The sequence below is a fragment of the Singulisphaera photorubra genome (genome assembly GCF_045290345.1).
Lineage (GTDB): Bacteria > Planctomycetota > Planctomycetia > Isosphaerales > Isosphaeraceae > Singulisphaera.
This window is the reverse complement of sequence record NZ_CP155447.1, coordinates 7,394,440-7,409,142: the sequence shown is the minus strand read 5'-3', so window position 1 is coordinate 7,409,142 and position 14,703 is coordinate 7,394,440. Positions and strand designations below refer to the sequence as shown.

At 63.5% G+C, this 14,703-nt stretch carries 12 protein-coding genes and 2 pseudogenes; 6 read left to right on the top strand and 8 right to left on the bottom strand.

Going from position 1 to position 14,703, the window contains the following annotated elements; all coding sequences use genetic code 11:
* Positions 1-509 precede the first annotated feature (509 nt).
* Positions 510-1,561: pseudogene (locus V5E97_RS40495) on the top strand (DUF1559 family PulG-like putative transporter).
* Between the two features lie 220 nt (positions 1,562-1,781).
* Here the strand turns inward: V5E97_RS40495 and V5E97_RS27900 are convergent.
* Entirely contained in the window at positions 1,782-2,171 is a 390-nt protein-coding gene (locus tag V5E97_RS27900) for a hypothetical protein (RefSeq protein WP_406694836.1), read from the bottom strand.
* Between the two features lie 268 nt (positions 2,172-2,439).
* Complete coding sequence (locus V5E97_RS27895) at positions 2,440-5,094, bottom strand: M16 family metallopeptidase (protein WP_406694835.1); 2,655 nt, start codon at positions 5,092-5,094, stop codon at positions 2,440-2,442.
* A gap of 723 nt (positions 5,095-5,817) precedes the next feature.
* On the opposite strand from V5E97_RS27895, the gene V5E97_RS27890 reads away from it, so the two are divergent.
* Together V5E97_RS27890 and V5E97_RS27885 are read left to right on the top strand one after the other, a co-directional pair.
* Positions 5,818-6,984, top strand: coding sequence for a PP2C family protein-serine/threonine phosphatase (locus V5E97_RS27890; RefSeq protein ID WP_406694834.1), 1,167 nt, complete (start codon positions 5,818-5,820; stop codon positions 6,982-6,984).
* A gap of 113 nt (positions 6,985-7,097) precedes the next feature.
* Entirely contained in the window at positions 7,098-8,279 is a 1,182-nt protein-coding gene (locus tag V5E97_RS27885) for a trans-sulfuration enzyme family protein (RefSeq protein ID WP_406694833.1), read from the top strand.
* Between the two features lie 309 nt (positions 8,280-8,588).
* Here the strand turns inward: V5E97_RS27885 and V5E97_RS27880 are convergent, their stop codons facing one another.
* Together V5E97_RS27880 and V5E97_RS27875 are read right to left on the bottom strand one after the other, a co-directional pair.
* Positions 8,589-9,563: an abortive infection family protein gene (locus V5E97_RS27880; protein WP_406694832.1), complete on the bottom strand. Its 975-nt coding sequence runs from the start codon at positions 9,561-9,563 to the stop codon at positions 8,589-8,591.
* Between the two features lie 2 nt (positions 9,564-9,565).
* Positions 9,566-10,369 carry a TIGR02391 family protein gene (locus V5E97_RS27875; protein WP_406694831.1) on the bottom strand — a complete coding sequence of 268 codons (804 nt, stop codon included), beginning with the start codon at positions 10,367-10,369 and terminating at the stop codon, positions 9,566-9,568.
* 37 nt (positions 10,370-10,406) lie between these two features.
* Between V5E97_RS27875 and V5E97_RS27870 the strand changes: the two genes are divergently transcribed.
* Together V5E97_RS27870 and V5E97_RS27865 are read left to right on the top strand one after the other, a co-directional pair.
* On the top strand, positions 10,407-11,849 hold the full coding sequence (locus V5E97_RS27870; protein WP_406694830.1) for a hypothetical protein: 1,443 nt from the start codon (positions 10,407-10,409) through the stop codon (positions 11,847-11,849).
* 382 nt (positions 11,850-12,231) lie between these two features.
* Positions 12,232-12,324, top strand: a pseudogene (locus V5E97_RS27865) (PLP-dependent transferase); the annotation flags it as partial.
* A gap of 34 nt (positions 12,325-12,358) precedes the next feature.
* On the opposite strand, the gene yidD reads toward V5E97_RS27865, so the two are convergent.
* On the bottom strand, positions 12,359-12,616 hold the full coding sequence (gene yidD / locus V5E97_RS27860) for a membrane protein insertion efficiency factor YidD (protein ID WP_406694829.1): 258 nt from the start codon (positions 12,614-12,616) through the stop codon (positions 12,359-12,361).
* Complete coding sequence (gene rnpA, locus V5E97_RS27855; RefSeq protein ID WP_406694828.1) at positions 12,613-13,032, bottom strand: ribonuclease P protein component; 420 nt, start codon at positions 13,030-13,032, stop codon at positions 12,613-12,615. The genes yidD and rnpA overlap by 4 nt, the downstream gene beginning before the upstream one ends.
* Positions 13,033-13,112: 80 nt before the next feature.
* Here rnpA and V5E97_RS27850 point away from each other — a divergent pair, with 80 nt between their 5' ends.
* Positions 13,113-13,256 (top strand): hypothetical protein, encoded by a 144-nt coding sequence (locus V5E97_RS27850; protein ID WP_406694827.1) that lies wholly within the window; start codon positions 13,113-13,115, stop codon positions 13,254-13,256.
* Between the two features lie 28 nt (positions 13,257-13,284).
* On the opposite strand, the gene V5E97_RS27845 is transcribed toward V5E97_RS27850, so the two are convergent.
* Positions 13,285-13,632 (bottom strand): chaperone modulator CbpM, encoded by a 348-nt coding sequence (locus tag V5E97_RS27845; protein ID WP_406694826.1) that lies wholly within the window; start codon positions 13,630-13,632, stop codon positions 13,285-13,287.
* 52 nt (positions 13,633-13,684) lie between these two features.
* Positions 13,685-14,677 carry a DnaJ C-terminal domain-containing protein gene (locus V5E97_RS27840; protein ID WP_406694825.1) on the bottom strand — a complete coding sequence of 331 codons (993 nt, stop codon included), beginning with the start codon at positions 14,675-14,677 and terminating at the stop codon, positions 13,685-13,687.
* Between the last annotated feature and the right edge of the window lie 26 nt (positions 14,678-14,703).

The window sequence follows — 14,703 nt, the reverse complement described above, 5'->3', positions numbered from 1 at the left end:
TCGTTGTCGTGGTCATTCATGCTGCTGCAAGCCTCGTCAACCCAAGGCAACTCCTCCAGTCCAATCGGCGGCCGAGCCCACGGTAGCAGAGCCCTTGGCGGACACGACCCCCTGTCTCAATGCCACCCCTTGCGGTGATACGGGACTTCCCAACGTTCCTTCGGGCGATCCGACTCGCTCCTGCAAGTCCGCCACGCTCACGGACTTCGGGCAACTCCTGTTCCTCGCGATCGGATTGCCGGCCTCACCCGACTCTCGGTGCGTTCTCCCACCCCGGCGAGCCGCTCGCCTCGAAAAGCCGCCGAGACCGCTTGCCCTCGCCTGATTTTCAATCGGGTCATCGCTCTCGATGCATCTGTAGCTCCATGCGCGCACGCCCCGTGCGCCCGGAGCCAGGGCAATGTCTTTGCGCGTTTCTATCCTGATCCACGTGTTCCGCGCCCTCATGGTCGTTGGCTTCACGTAGGTCCACGCACCGAGCGTCATCTCCATCGGGAGTTCTTTCTCTTATGCGCCACCGTCGTGGATTCACCCTGATCGAGCTACTGGTGGTGATTGCCATCATCGCCGTTCTGATCGCGTTGTTGCTTCCCGCCGTACAGGCGGCTCGCGAGGCAGCAAGGCGAGCCCAGTGCACAAACAACTTGAAGCAACTGGGTATTGCCATGCACAACTATCATTCGTCCACTCTCGTTTTCCCTGTGGGATTTCTCTATCCCAGAAATACGACGGGATTGCCCGCTCCAGCGCTCCACTATCGTTGGTCGGTCCTGGCCCAGTTGTCGCCCTATCTCGAGCAAACGAACATCTACAACGCACTGAACATGAATTTTCCGCTTGCGGCTGGCCCGGCGGGGATTTATGGGGTGGGTGCGTGGACACCGTTTCTCGAGAACAGGACAGTCATGACGACGAACGTCAGCTTTTTTCTCTGTCCGAGCGACGCCGCGCAACCTCCGACTACGATGGCCGGAGGAGGGACTTCGGGGCCAAGCAACTACCAGTTCTGCACCGGGGACGGCTCGCCGTTGAGTGCCAACCCGGTGATGCCGGCGTGACAGTGCCCGCCAACGGAGCGTTCATCCTCGGCCCGGCTCAGTCAATCGCCACCATTACGGACGGTTCGAGCAGCACCGTGGCCGCCTCCGAGCAACTCATCGGCTCGGCGGCCGGCGGCGCTTCGACGCAGAACGGAGCTTCCCCGAGACCGCCCGACGTCCGCAGAGCCGCGGCCATTGGCTCGACGCCCCTCTCCGACTCAGGCTGTGCCAATCCGACGGGTTGGCGGCTCGACAAGGGATTCGGCTGGTATGACGGCGACTACCGCACCACGCTCTACAACCACTATCTCACACCGAATTCCAAGCTCTACGACTGCTGGCAGACCAGCCCACCGCACAATCCCGCCTGGAAGGGAGCACGAAGCAACCATTCCGGTGGCGTGAACACCCTTTTCTGCGACGGCCACGTGCAGTTCACCAAAGACTCGATCAACCTGGCCACGTGGCGAGGCCTGAGCAGCCGCAACGGTGGTGAGGTCGTCTCGGCCGACGCATTCTGATCCAGGGATAAGGGGGACTTCGTCGCAAGCCGCGTCGACCCGTTCCCCTTTTCGGACTCGCGTCTCCAAGGGAATTACGGCCGGGCCGGCCGTACTACTGCGAACCAACCCGGCGCGGAAATCGCAAGAATCCTCGAGACTGTCGCCACGTGATCGGGGGGCTCCCCGTCTTTGGGCCTTCGCATCGGCTGGCTCGCATAAGTGCAATCAGCCCGCGAGCTCATCCCCGAATCTGGTGAAAGAAGGCGGGGCCATGGACCAGCGAGGCCATGGCTATGAACGTCAGGTATTGAACGATCAAATAGAGCAGAACATAGCCGATCGCGAGACCGAGACCTCGGAAACGACGGGTCCAAACGAGATACATCGGGGCCGAAATCGCCCAGGAGAGAAACATCAACCATTGGAAGGAGAGGAGGATCGGCTTACCAATGACCTTGGAGTCGGCAATACAGCATTGAGTGACGACGGACGCCGTCAAGAACGTCAGCGCAAGCTTGATCCCTTCCGATTCCCAGGTCAAGGCATTGTGCAAGCCTCCCAGGACGCTCACGGCGAACAACAAGACAAGCATATGCGCACGAATCCGACGCCGCGCAGGCTCGACCATTGATAAAGGCCTCATTCCCGCTACAAATTCGGAAGGTCTGCTGGTCAACAATCGGCTGACCGATTTTGCTCGGGGCAGTCACAGACGCCTGGGATGGCGGGCAGGGGCCCCGCGATCCCAGGTGCAAACTCAACGGCCGCGGCAACGTTGCAGTCGTCCTCGAATGCAACTGTTGGATCCAGAATACTTCATGGCGATCATAGCATTGGGAATGACCACGCCAAGGGCGAACCCCCGGGAATGCTCCCTTACTCACTCAAGACAGGACTCAGCCGGCGTCAATTTCGACCTCGCACCACCCGAGGTCACGGAGCGGTCCGAGCACGACCGAGGCGTCAGCCACCACGACGGCCGCCAGGGCGTTCGGATGGATCTGGCGACGGGCGGTAGCGGCCAGTGAGTCGACGGTCACCGCTTCCAGACGCTCGGCGAACTGGGCATGGTGATCGGCGGGGAGCCCGTGAATGAACAGGCCCGCGTAACGCGAAACCAGGGCCGCGGGGTTCTCGAACTGACGCGACTGCCCCTCGATCAAGGCGCGGCGGGCATCGTCGAGTTCCGAAGCGGTCGGCGGACGATCTCCCACCAGGGCCTCGACCTCGCCACGGAGGTCCACCAAGGCCTCGGCGAGCCGGTCGGACTGGAGGCTGGCGCCGACGAAGAACGGGCCCGCGCCGCGACGGCAATCGAAGTGGCTGCGGACGCCGTAGGTAAACCCTTTCTCCTCGCGGAGCTTGGCGTTCAGACGCGACGTGAACTGGCCCCCGAGAATCTGGTTCAGGACGAGCACGTCGGTGAAGTCGGGATCGAGCCGGGGCAAGCCCACGTGGCCGACCCGGACGACCGCCTGGGGCGCCCCAGGTTTATCGAGCAAGAGGATCCGCGGTTTCTGGCCTCGCGTGGGGGAAGTGAGGGCAGGGGGAGGAGCCTCGGCCCCCGACCATCCGGAGAGGCGCTCGTCGAGCGCCCGGGCCACCTCGGCGGGATCGACGTCGCCGGCCACGATGCAGGCCGCACGGGTCGGGCCGTGGTACGTTTCATGGAACTGCCGGACGTCGTCGCGGGTCAGGCGGGCGACGATGGATTCCTCACCGTCGATAGGTAATCGGTAGGCATGGTCGAGCGGGTAGAGGGCCCGGAGCAAGCCCCGGTGCGCGCGGGACTCGGCGCTGTCGCGCTCGGCCTTGAGCCCGGCCAGGGTCTGGCCGTGAATTCGAGTCCACTCCGACTCGGGGAAGGTCGGGTTCCGGAGCACGTCCACCGCCAGGTCGAGGCTGGCGAGCCAGTGGGGGGTCAGGCTCTGAAACCCGACGTAGGCCCCGTCCCAGCCGCAACTGGTCGAGAGACTCGTCCCCATCACCTCGGCCGAGCGCGCCAGCTCAATCGAGGAGCGTGTGGTGGTCCCCTCGTCCATCATCGCGGTCGTGAGCTCGGCCAGGCCGGCGGTGCCGGGCGGCTGCATCCCCGCTCCTCCCCCCAGCGCGATGGTCGCGGCGACGATCGGCAGGTCGCGGCGGGGGATCACCCAGAGGGGCAGACCGCAGCGGAGCACTGTCATCTCCGGGCGCGGAGCCCGGAAGGGAACCGCCGCCGCGCTGACCGGCTTGATGGAACGATCCAAGGGGGGGGCGGTCGTCGTCTCTTTCTTGCCGAGAACGGTGAGCCGAACCGTCGGGCGATCGACCAGATACCGCCGCGCGACGCCCACGATCGCCTCGGCCGTCGTGGCCTGAAATCGTTCCAGGTCGGTGGCCATCCAGCCTGGGTCATCGCGGTAGATATTGTAGGCATTGAGCCGGTCGGCCACACCGCCGAAGCCACCGATGTTGTCCATCGCGTAGATGTAACCCGCCAGCCGCCCGTTCTTGACCCGCTCGAGCTCACCCGGTTCGAGACCATATTCGGCGAGGTGGGCAAGCTCGGCGTGGAACAAGGCACGCGCTTTTTCCCACGACTCCCCCGGGCGCAGCGTGACGACCGCGCCAAACGAGCCGGCGAGCTCGCGGCTCGACTGATAGGCCGTCACGTCCTGGGCCAGGCCGGTTTCGACCACGAGCTTGCGATACAAGCGACTCGACTTGCCGCGAGACAGGATGTCGGCCAGGAGGACGAGGGGGGCGTCGTCCCCCTCGAAGTGGGCGACGGTCGGCCAGACCTCGTAATAACGGTCGAGCTCGACGCGTTCGTAGAGCAGGATCTCCTCGCTCCGCGCCAACTCCACGGGGGGGGTCCAGGGTCTCAGCGCCTTCGTGCCGCCAGAGAGGGGGCCAAAGTAGCGTTCGGCCAGGGCCAGGGCCCGGTCCTCATCCAGGTCACCGACCAGACAGAGGCTGGCGTTGCTCGGGACGTAGAAGCGGTGGAAGAAGGCCTCAACGTCCTCGCGGGTGGCGGCCTCGACTTCTTCCATCACGCCGATGGTCATCCAACTATAAGGGTGGCCAGGAGGGTAGAGGGCTTCGGCCAGGATTCGCCAGACCATGCCGTAGGGGCGGTTCGCGTAATTCTGGCGGTACTCGTTCTTGACGACGTCCTTCTGAACCCGCAGCTTCTCCTCGGTCAACGCCGGGATCAGGTTCCCCATCCGGTCCGACTCCATCGCCAGGGCAAGCTCGAGGTGAGCGGCCGGAAGGTCGACGAAGTAATTGGTCCGATCGGTCGACGTCGAGCCGTTGATGCTCCCCCCCAGGCGCTGGAGCGGCTTGAAAAAGTCGCCGGGGTAATGCTCTGAACCTTCGAACATCAGGTGTTCGAACAGGTGGGCAAATCCGCGCTGACGCCGTTCCTCGTTCTTGGAACCGACGTGATACCAGAGGTTGGCGGCCACCAGGGGCAACGGCCCTTGACGTCGCACAATCACATCAAGGCCGTTGGCCAGCGTAAATTTGGTGAACCCGAGTTCCGGCAGACGAAGGTGGGCGGTCATGAGGTGGGGCGCGTCCCGAGTAGAGGTTCCGTCAGCTCAGACGTGCCCGGTCTGCGTAACCCGCCACGCCGAGAGAGTTTCAATCCGAGCGATTCGAGGCGGACGCGAGGCGCCCTCGAAGAGACGATGGCCCGCGACGCGCGGGCGGCGTTGCCTCCGCGCATGGCAAGCTGGCCTGTCGAACCATTCCTTGCCGGTTACCGAAATCGTTCCCGTTAGAAAAATGTTTCCGATTTCGCCGGTCACAAACCCACGATACCCGAAGTAATGACTCATGACTATCCGGTGGAAATCGCCCCCTGTCGGCCAAATGGTGCCCCGCCCGTGGAACGGTGGGTCCTTCGCTGCCACCCTTCGGTCATTGGCCACCGAGCTTCCAAGAATCCACCACTGGTGACAACCCCCCTCGCAGTCATTGACACCGCCAGGTAAGATTGTTTCGATTAGCGTGCCTGAGAGTTTTTTTCTTTCCGGCATTCGTGCGAGCGTTACAATGCCTCCTTGGAGGGAGACGACGTCACGAACCGAAAAAGAACGGAACGCTTCGGGTGCCGTGAGTCGGCAGGTCGATCACTCTAGACCTCGCTTCTCTGGCTCGAGTCGTCGGTAATGCTTATGGCTTTCTTAAGATCAAGATGCGGGCCCTGCTTCCTCACATTGACCTAAAGTTAGGTCGGGTGTGGTCTCCAAGGTCGCAGGCGTATATAGACACAAGGCCGGGTCGTGAACTGGGACGACATCATCACCGACGCCGCCGCAACCGATACTGGGATGCGTCGATCGAATAACCAAGACAGCCACTCCGTTGTCCGCGCCTCGACCGCCGAGGTCTGGCGCCAGCGCGGGCACCTGTATATGGTGGCCGACGGCATGGGAGCGCATGCGGTCGGCGAACTGGCCAGCAAGATGGCCTGCGACAACATTCCCCACAATTATACGAAGACCAAGACGACCACCCCGTCCGAGGCAATCACCAAGGCCTATCGCGAAGTCGGCACGCTGATCCACAGCCGTGCCACCGCCAATCGCGACTTCCAGGGGATGGGGACCACCTGCTCCACGCTCCTGCTCTTGCCCCAAGGGGCCCTGATCGCCCACGTTGGAGACTCCCGGGTCTACCGGATCCGCAACGGCCGGATCGACCAGCTCTCCTTCGACCATAGCCTGGTCTGGGAACTCGTCCGGCGCAATCATCTCTCCTCCGAGCACGCGAACGTTGCCGTCCCCAAAAACGTGATCACGCGAAGCCTCGGTCCCGATCCCAACGTCGAGGTCGACATCGAAGGCCCCCTGGCCGTCGAGCCCAACGACGTCTACCTGCTCTGCTCCGACGGCCTGTCAGGCCCCGTCACCGACCCCGAGCTCGGCGTCTTCGCGGCCAACTTCCATCCCAAGGACGCCTGCCGCTACCTGGTCAGCCTCGCCAACCTCCGAGGCGGCCACGATAACGTCACGGTGCTCGTCCTGCGGGTCGGCCCCTGGGTTGAGCCCGATACCGCCGACGACCTGCTGGTCACCCCCGCCCCCAAGGCCCCCCCCAACGGCAAGAAGCGAGGAGACTGGAAGAGTACCCTGGCAAAGATGTTCAAAGGACGCACGCCGACTGTCGAACTCGTCCCCGACCATCCCTACCGCTCCGCCGAATGCCCGATTACCCTCGAAGTGATTGATCGATTCTCCGAGCTGACCCGCAAGATCCAGGCGCACGCCATCGAGCAGGCCTGGTCGCTGGACTGGACCGAGTTCGCCCAGCACCGCCGCCAGGAAGGGGAAGCACGCGCCGCCGGCAACCTGCGAGGCGCCCTCCGCAGCCTGGGCGAAATGATCGCCCTGCTCGGCGTGGCCGCGCGATTCCACCGCAAAGGCGGCACCACCACCAGCGTCGGCTAACCAGAGCACGGATCAGAAGTCTCCCCTCTCTTTCCTGGAAATCTCTCTGCGCCGCGCGCAAATGCCCGAGCCGAGCCTACCTGAGTTGAGGATCACCCCCAGGACTGAAACCGATGCCCTCCTCTCAGCCCCCCGATGATGCCACGACCTGCGCTCGCCCCGCGGAGGAACCGCCGTCGCGAACGGCCCCGTTGGTCCCGCCGATCGAACTGAGCGCGGTCTACCGGATCGAGGGACTGGACCAGGTCGATGCACTCTATGAAGGGCGGGAACCCGGCTTCATTTATGCGCGGGACGGACATCCCAACGCCGTGCGACTGGCCTCGAAAGCCGCCACGCTGGAAGGGGCCGAGGCGGCCTTGGTCTGCGCCTCGGGCATGGGAGCCGAGGCGGCCCTGCTTTTGACCTTGCTCGGCCCGGGAGATGAGGTGGCCCTGTCCGAGGGCCTGTACGGCCGGACGGTCGCCCTGGTCGGCCGAGAGCTTGCTCGGTTCGATATCGGGCATCGGACCTTCGATGCCACCCAACCCCACTCGCTCCGCGAGGCGCTCACCCCGAAAACGAGGCTCGTTTTCGCCGAGACGCTCTCGAACCCCTTGGTCCGGCTGGCCGACATCGAAGGCCTTGCCGAGGTCGCTCGCACGGCCCAGGCGCCTCTGGTGATCGACCACACGTTCGCGCCGCTGCTCTGCCGCCCGTTGGCGCTCGGGGCCGAGGTCGTCACTCACTCGGCGACCAAGTTGATCGGCGGCCATAGCGACCTGACCCTCGGCCTGCTCGCCGGCCAGAGCGAGCTGATCGGTCGGGTCTCCACCGTGGCCGCAACCTTCGGCCTGACCGGCAACCCGTTCGAGAGCTGGCTCGCCCTCCGCGGGGTCGCGACCCTGGCACTAAGATCGGCCCGTGCTTGTGCGACCGCTCTCGCCCTGGCCGAGCGCCTGGCTGGCGTGAAGCACGTGGCGGCCGTCCACTACCCAGGGCTGTCCGAGCATCCCGATCACATCCGCGCGGCCAGCGTCCTCCAAGGAGGCTTCGGCACCATCCTGACGATCGACCTGAAGGAACGGGGCCGGGCCGACTCGTTCATCCGAGCCTTACGGCACATCCCCTTCGCCCCCAGCCTCGGCGACGTGGCGACCACCCTCAGCCACCCGGCCACCACCAGCCACCGGGGCCAATCCGCCGAACAATGGGCCCGACAAGGGATCACCCCCGGCCTGATCCGCCTCTCCATCGGCCTGGAAGACCCCGACGACCTCTGGGAAGACCTCCACCAGGCGCTCCAGGCCCGGTGAGGTCTTGGTTGGATCTCGCTCGCCTGAAAAGGCGAGCGAATCACGGGGGGGTCGTAGCCGCCCGGATCCCATGGATGGTAGCGCAAGACCCGGCCGATCCCCTTACGGATGCCAGTGATCAAGCCATATTTGCGCAACGCCCCGATCATGTAGCGGCTGCAACTCGGTTCGAAGCGACAGACCGGGCCGAACAGCGAGAGAGGGCAGGGCGGCGGAGGCCAGGCACCCCAATTTAGGATATCTGGGAAGCTCAGCGAAGACGAGCTCTCATCGCCAGACTTAGCATATCACCCAGGTTTCTTAATACTCTCACTTTGGGTGCTTGGCCACCGACTTCCCCTCATCTCGATGGCTTTCAGCGAATCCGGGTTGCCCCTCCTGGTGCGTCTCGAAAATGAAGACCGCAAGCGAAGTTGCTGATTGGACGGCCAAGCGTGCGTGGCGAACTCCTAAAATACTAGTTTTCGCATCCTTTCCGTGGCCGCTCCCGTGTAAGTTCCGCAACTCGGCCAGACTTTGAGAGATTGAAGCGAGTTTCCCTAACAGGATGCGAATCGTCTCTGCAGCCTGACTACTCGCTGAAACGTCGTCCGGGGTAAGCTTCAACTCCTTTAGGGTCAACCGAACGAGCTGCGAAACATCCTCGTTACCGCGAAGTTGGATGTCCCGTTCGTTCAGAATCGTTTTACAAACGGTCTCGACGAATTCCTTCGCGGTTCCGATGGCAAGCTCCGGGTCCCCCTTGAGGGAAGATTCCATCCGCGTAACTTGCTGACTCACATAGCTCGCATCCAAAGTCGCCGCCACGCTTCGAGCCTGATTTACTGAAAAACTGGCTCCTTCATTTCTACTTCTTGCTGCGTAGATTGGCCTGCCCGACATCTCCCCGCATTGGAAAATTTCCCATCCATCTAGCGCAAGATGACGGTTAAACAAGCTGGTCAACCATTCGAGTTTTTCCGAGTCTGGTTGAACAACCGGATGGAGCATCTCCGTTAGGAACCGAAGAAGAACTTCGTCTGAGCCACAAAACAGGCCAAAACGTGCGTCGGTATAGATCCATTCAAGGTCCCAATCATTGTTCCACTCGCAGTGCTTGGTGATGTCCTCGAAAGCATTTTTATAGCGGTGGTCGTAAGACGGAAGCTTTGCCAGGTCGTAGATGCGTCCGAGAAATTCGGTCTCAGTCATGCGTCCAGACCAGTCAAAGTTATCCAGCGTCAGAGCATCGAAGATGTTCCGACGAGTCGCTTCGGTAATCTTCGACTCCGGTTGGTCGCTCATTTTCACTTGCTCGGAAATTGTGGAACAGGAAAGGCTGAATTAATACGCCCATGCATATACGACACGAGTGTAAGCAGATCTAAAGCATCCTGCTCGGTGTAGGTCTTCGTGATTTTTGGCTCGTGTGCTGTCTGATTACGAAAGACGCCAAAGACGCCTTTCAACAGGTTGCTGAATCCCGTCTGTTCAGACCGTTCACTTTCCGTAAGGAGTCTGTTTAAAGCAAGTCGTGGCGAGTTGACCGCGAAGATAGCGTCTGCGAGCGGGGTTCCGTCGGATACCAAACCGGTTTTGGAGCGGAGCTTATCTGCCACACTTTTTGTGGCTTCAAGGATGGCGTGAAAATAGTTCTCTTCAAGGAGTTCGGGCTTGCAGAAGCGAAGGACGTCGGGATGAACTTGGCGGCGTTGCAACTCGGCTCGGAGACGGCCAGCTCTTTCCTGAGCTTCGGTAAGGGTCGTCGCCTTGGTCACAGGCACGAGTTTGCCGTCTTCCCCGAGATGTAAGCCGTTGAAGGCGAGAGCCTCGTTTAAGGGATGCCGCAGTTCGTCGAATTCTTTTTGACGACCGATAAAGCGGACTGGTGCCATCACAGCCTGCATGAAAGCCCCGACATTATTCCCACACCCATCTTTCTGCTGACGGGCAGAAAGAGCCAAAAGCATCCGCTCCCAACGTGGGGTTCCTCCCTGCTCTGTGATGTCGCACTGGGTCATGAGGCGAGTTAGCTCCGCATGACTCGCTGCCTCAACCAGGATTCGCGAGAGTTGCTCAAGGTGGGTTGCATCGAATTTGGGAATGGCCATTGCCTTACGTCTCCTGAGGGCCTTCCAAGAAAGACACGTGGGCAAAGTTTCCTGTTCGGGGGCTCTTTGTGGAAATGAGCGCGTAAAAGGGACCCACCCTGACCAGCCGGTCGAGCGTCTTCGGGTCTCCGAGCCGGGCCTCGAGGACGGCCAGGCGGGGGCCGAGCGACTCCGCGGCCTCCGGGTGGGCGCGGGAGACTCGCCGGAGTCGGTCGACGACCCGCCGCGCCTCGGCGTCGCGGTTGCGGTCGAGGGCGATGAAGGCGATGTCGCCCAGCCACTCGACCTCCGACTGATCATCGGCGACCCGGACGGCCCCGTCGAGGTCGCCCGCAACGGCGAGGGCCTGGGTGAGGATGTGGAAGGCCTCGCGACGCTCCCGCTCGCCTGCGGGGATCGAATCGGCCGTCCGCCGGGCGTCGTCGAGCCGGCCCGCACGCGCCTCGGCCTCGACGATCGCGCGGAGCAGTTGCGCCCGGCGCGTCGCCTCGACGACCTTCGCGGCCGTGAGCCTGGCCCCAGCGGTCTCGCCCCGGTCCAGCTCGGCGAGCGCGACCCGGGTGTAGGCGAGGTCGCGCTGAGGCTCCGTGGGGAGGAGGCGGCGGTCGCGCGGGCGGCCTCGGCGTCGCCGGCCCTGGCCTGGATCTCGGCGACCTCGACGCGGAAGTCGACCCGGACTCGCTCGTCGCCCGCCTTCTCGAGCGTGGCGAGGGCCTCGGCATATCGACCGGCCCCGGCCTGGGCCAGGGCGATCGCGCCCAGGGCATCAGACCGCCCGGTCGGGTCGTCTCCTCCGAGCATCCCGACGACCTGCCCGGCCCGGGGGTCGCCCCGACGGGCCAGGGCCGCGGCAACCTGCGTTAAGGCGTCGGGCCGGTCGGACTTCCCCAGCGCATTGATGGTGGCCAGGGCCCCGTCGAGGTCGCCGACCTCCGCCTCGGCGACGGCGATCACGGCCATCCAAGTGTGGCGGTACGCGTCACGGCCCTTGAGGTGCTCCTCTGCCAGGGCCTTCGCCCCCCGGAGATCGCCGGCCTTCGCCCGCGCCGCGATCAGTGCGGGGATCGCATCGACCACCGCCGAGTCGACAGGCGAGGACTCCGGCGTCTCGGGCGCGGCCGCCATCGCCTCCTTAGCCCGCGCGATGTCGCGACGATACGCCACCTCGTCGCCGAGCCGCGCGGAGGCGACCGCGATCCTCCCGAACAACCTCGCCCGCGCCGCGGGCTCATCGACGGCCTCGGCCTGCTCCCGCGCCCGCCGGAGCCAGTCCGAGGCCGGTTCGGCCCCGTCGGCCGATCGGGCCTCGATCGGTGGAAGGAATGCGATCCAGAGGACGAGCGTCGCGATGGGGCGGGTCATGATGGATCCTCATCCGTCTCAGCCAGTGACACCCCATGGTCCTAACCGTCGCCAGGCCGTCGAGTTTAACTGCGCATCGTGCGCAGTCGAATGGCTCGGCCAGGGGCTGGGGGGTTAGGGTCTCATCCGCGAGACTCGACTCGGCTTGAAGCGTGGGCGCCCGCGCCGCCTCGACTTCACCTGGATCACTTTGCCGGCGACGTAAGTCGAGAATCGATCGATCAAAGACTGTTATTCCATTGGCCACAATAACACGCAAAAGATTTCGCATTCTTCAAAAACAAATATGAATAAATTTTTTCGTTCCCCGTCCCTAGTGGATCATTTGGCTTGCTTGTGGTCATAAGTGGGTCTCCCGGCCCGGCGTAGTGGGAGACGCGTGCATGCTCTCGGCCATGCTCAGCCACGACCAAATCACCAACGCACATAACGGCATGACGGTATATTCAAACAGCAGCACACGAATTCGGGGGGTCATGTGCCCGGCCAGGTCATATTCTGGCGACACCCCCGGCCTGATCCGCCTCTCCATCGGCCTGGAAGACCCCGACGACCTCTGGGAAGACCTCCACCAAGCACTCCAGGCCCACTGAGCACGACTTTCGGCTTGACCCGCCCGCCGACCGATCATGGGGGGTCGTAGCCGCCCGGATGCCAGGGGTGGCAGCGCAAGATCCGGCCGAGCCCCTTTCGAACCCCGGTGATCAGGCCATACTTGCGCAAGGCCTCGATCATGTAACAACTGCAACTCGGTTCGAAGCGACAGACGGGGCCGCAGAGAGAGAGCAGGGGACTCAGGGTGATCTGGTAGATCCGAATCGCCAGGATCAAGAGGCCGGCGAGGGCCTGGGCGGGCCATCGCCAGAGCGGCGTGGCGGGCATCATGGCGGGGCTTTCGCCGCCTTCAGACCGAGCCGGCGCGCGACGGCCTGGACCAGGCCGGGGAGGTTCCGCCTGGCCTCGGCAGCGGTGAAGCTGGGGCCGCGCGGAACAACCACCAGGTCGATCCCCGGAGGAAACTCGGCCTTACTCAAACGGAACGCTTCACGAATCGCGCGTTTGACGGCGTTGCGCGCGGCCGCCGAGCGGATCCGCTTCCGGCCGACGGAGATCCCCAACCGGGGATAATCGCGACCGTTCTCGACGCCGTGGACGACCATTCTGCTGTCCGATGCCGACCGTTTCCGCTCGAAGGCGCGACGGAAATCCGCCGGGTCGTTCAATCGCTCATACGGTCGAAAGGTCGCCGATGGGGTCGAGGTTACAGGAGGTCGCGGAGACAGAGGCGGGGGCGGGGTCATGACGGTCCTGATCCTCGTTCCTCAACGGCGTCGGGCTTAGTCGGTTCGAGCTCAGGGAGACGAACCTGGCGGGGAGGGGATTGGCGCTCGCGAATCAAACGGCCGCGGCGGATCAAGTGCCAGACGACCAGAAAACCGATCGCGCCCAACGCGACGAGCCCAACGCCAAGCAGGCTGGCAACAGCCCGGGCGACCCGAGGACGCTCGCGAGGATGCTCCTTTAAAAGACGACTCAATCGGCTGGAGGGAGGTTCAGGCATCAGTCTCAACGTCGGAGTCGGAGTTGGAGTCGGACCTGGAATCACGCTCGATCAGCTCGCGAAGTTCGCTAGCAAAGGCGTCGAGCCGACGATGAACCTGGGCCATCTGGTCGCGCAGCTTGAGGATCGTCTCCACCCCGGCGAGGTTGATCCCAAGGTCGCGTTGAAACGTGAGAATGGTCCAGATCCGGCGGACTTCGGCCGGGCTGTACCCCTCGACGGCCCCCTCACGGACCGTGTGGACCAGTCCGCGGTTCTCGTACCGAATGAGAACCGCCGGAGCAATCGCCAACTTTTCGGCCACCACGTCACGGGGGATGATGGTGCTTGTCGGTCTCATGTTTGGTCGAAAGCCCCGATCCGTTGGTCTGGTTCGGTTTCCCCCGGTGAAATCACCAGATCCCTTCACGCGGGTTAAGCGGGTTCCGTTCGGCAAACTCCTGGATCAGGCGTTGGCTGGCCTCGTCGACCTTCTTCGGTATCACGATCTTGGGGATCAGGAAAAGGTCCCCCGCAGGTTTGCCTCCCGACTCGGGAACCCCCTGGCCGCGGAGCCGAAGTTTCTGGCCGCTCGAAGTGCCCGGCGGAATCGGCAGCGACTTCATCCCGTCGAGCGTAGGCACCTCGATCTTGGCGCCCAGAGCCGCCTCGGGGACCGATATCGGCACCTCGACCGAGAGGTTGCGCCCATCTCGGACGAAGTAGGGATGAGGCTCAACGGTGACGTGGATCGTCAGGTCGCCTCGGGGGCCTCCCTGCTCACCCGGCTCCCCTTGACCGCGAAGCCGAAGCTTGGCTCCGGACTCGATTCCAGGGGGAACCTTGACGGCAAGGGTCTCGCGTTTACCATCCTCCCGCTCGATATCGAATTTGGTCTCGCCGCCGCGGATGGCGGTGATGAAGGGGATTGTCAGGTGCGCCTCGACGTTCCGACCGGGCCGAGGTCCCGTGGGGCGTTGCTGCCGGCCTCGCCCGCCGCGCATCCGGCCCAGCAATTCCTCGAAGATCCCGCCTCCCGCCGGATCCCCCTCGCCTGCCCCCGATGCGCCGCCGGGTCCGAAAAAGTCATTGAAATCGAACGACTGGTCGTGGCCCGCCCCCGGCCCCGCCTGGCGGGCCGTCCATTCATGAGCTCCCGCTCGCGGTCCCGCCGTGGCTCCCTCGAACGCCGCATTGCCAAAATTATTATAGAGAGCGCGTTTCTCAGGATCTGACAAAATGTCGTAAGCCTGCTGCACCTCTTTGAAGCGGGTTTCGGCCTTTTTGTCACCTGGATTCACGTCCGGGTGATACTTACGCGCCTGCGTTCGATACGCTTTCTTGATCGTGTCGGCCGTAGCGTCGCGGGCCACCCCAAGAACTTCATAATAATCGCGGTCGGGCATGGTCGGGACTGGCCTCTCTCGCGGTT